The 2214-nt window shown below is 41.2% G+C and carries 2 protein-coding genes; both read right to left on the bottom strand.

What is annotated here, in order from left to right:
- The coding region (locus B4H32_RS01205; RefSeq protein ID WP_286799358.1) for a 1-aminocyclopropane-1-carboxylate deaminase/D-cysteine desulfhydrase at positions 1 to 820 on the bottom strand (820 nt) is incomplete at its 3' end.
- 91 nt (positions 821 to 911) lie between these two features.
- Positions 912 to 2214 (bottom strand): methionine--tRNA ligase subunit beta (gene metG, locus B4H32_RS01210; RefSeq protein WP_286799360.1); only part of this gene is annotated, 1303 nt, incomplete at its 5' end.

Raw genomic sequence — 2214 nt, forward strand, 5'->3', positions numbered from 1 at the left:
GAGTGTGGGCAGAGAAATGATGGTGCTGGATTAAATCAAGAAGTCCCATCATCATTTTAGCGGTGTACACCTGTTCCAAGGGGATATCATATTGTTGTTCAAATTGCTGCATAAATTGCAGCAGTTCAAGCGTGGTTTTGGCATAACCACCACAACAATAGGCATCAGTTAAAGACCAATTGCTTTTATCAGTCCATTGTTGAATGTCATGTTTGAGAAAATCACCTTTTAATGCAGAAAAGCCTAAAACATGCTGTAGCTCTGAGCTGCTTTCAATAATGCCTGCAAGGGTTCCACCTGTACCCACAGCACAACAAATTACGTCATAATTTTCTAAATCATCAGGGGAGAGGATTTCCTGTGTCCCTTGAATGGCAAGGGCATTGCTTCCGCCCTCTGGAATAATAAAGGCTTGAGGGTATTGTTGCTGCAACTGTTGTAGATACTCAGCTTGATGGCGTAAACGATATTCGAAACGACTGAGAAAATGTAGTTGCATCCCTAAATCCTGCGCTGTTTGTAGCGTTGGATTGAATGGTTGCGAAGCCAGTTCTTCACCACGAATCATGCCAATACTTTGAAAACCAAAATGCTGTGCTGCAAAGGCTGTTGCGGCAATATGATTGGAAAATGCACCACCAAAAGTGAGGACTTGAGAAAAACCTTGCTGTTGTGCTGCCAAGAGGTTGTATTTCAGTTTAAAAAACTTGTTGCCCGAAATCTGGGGATGAATCAGATCAAGGCGTTTGATGGTCAGTTGAACAGGCTGGGGAAGCTGCAATGTTTGATAAGGAATGGGAAAGGCAATGTGATCAAACATTTTTTGCGAACGAGAAATGAATTTGACCACATTGTAAATGTATTTGATTGAGAATGTCAGTAGAGGTTTTTTCTCATCTCAGATCTAAATCTTAAGACACTTTATCACCCGCTTTAGCCCCAGATTCAGGTGAAATCACCCAAACACCTTCACCATTACCCGCCGCAAGTACCATGCCGTTAGAAATACCAAAACGCATTTTACGCGGTGCAAGGTTAGCCACCATCACCACTAATTTGCCTTTTAAATCTTCAGGCTGATAAAACTCACGAATACCACTAAACACATTACGTGGTTCAGCTTCACCTACATTTAAAGTGAGTTGAAGTAATTTATCAGAACCATCGACCGTTGCAGCTTCTAAAACTTCAGCTACACGTAGGTCAACTTTCATAAAGTCTTCAATACCAATGATTTCAGCTTCACCCACTTTAGGCTCAGGCTTCTTCTCAGCTTTCTTTTCTTTTTTCTTTTCCACTTTTGGTGCTTCTGCCGCAGCAGCTAAAGAGTCTTTAGATGCATCAACCATGGCTGCAACTGCTTTAGGATCAACACGCTGCATCAGTGGTTGGAATTGAGCAATTTCATGTGCAACGAGGATTTGCTGACGTGATGCAAAGTCAAAGCTTTCAAGTTGTAAGAAAGACTGAACTTGAGCCGCAAGTGTTGGAAGCACTGGAGCTAAGTAAATCGCAAGTTGACGGAATAAGTTGATACCAACTGAGCAAACATCATGAACTTGTTGTTCTTGACCTTCTTGCTTGGCAAGCGCCCACGGTTTTTTCTCATCAATATATTGATTCGCTTTGTCCGCAAGAGCCATGATTTCACGAATAGCCGCAGAAAATTCACGTGCTTCATAGGCTTGAGCAATTGAATCGCCCGCATCAATAAAGCTTTGAACCAGTTCAGGTTCAGCGCATGTGCTTGAAAGCGTATTATTGAAATTGCTGTTAATGAATTTTGCACAACGGCTGGCAATATTCACCACTTTACCTACAAGGTCAGAATTCACTTTTTGTACGAAGTCATCTAAATTCAAATCTGAATCTTCAACTTTGTCTGAAAGCTTAGAAGCAAAGTAATAACGTAAATATTCAGGATTCAAGTGCTGTAAATAAGTTTCAGCTTTAATGAATGTACCGCGAGATTTTGACATCTTCTGACCGTTCACCGTCAAGAAACCATTTACGAATAAACCAGATGGCGTGCGGTAGTTCGCACCTTCAAGCATTGCAGGCCAGAACAGTGCATGGAAGTAAACAATGTCTTTACCAATGAAGTGATAAACTTCTTTGTCGCTGTCTTTTTTCCAGAAATCATCAAAGCTTAGATCAGGACGTTTAGCTTTGATGTAGTTTTCAAAACTCGACATATAACCAATCGGAGCGTCT

It is taken from the genome of Acinetobacter sp. UBA2063 (assembly GCF_002333245.1).
GTDB lineage: Bacteria > Pseudomonadota > Gammaproteobacteria > Pseudomonadales > Moraxellaceae > Acinetobacter > Acinetobacter parvus.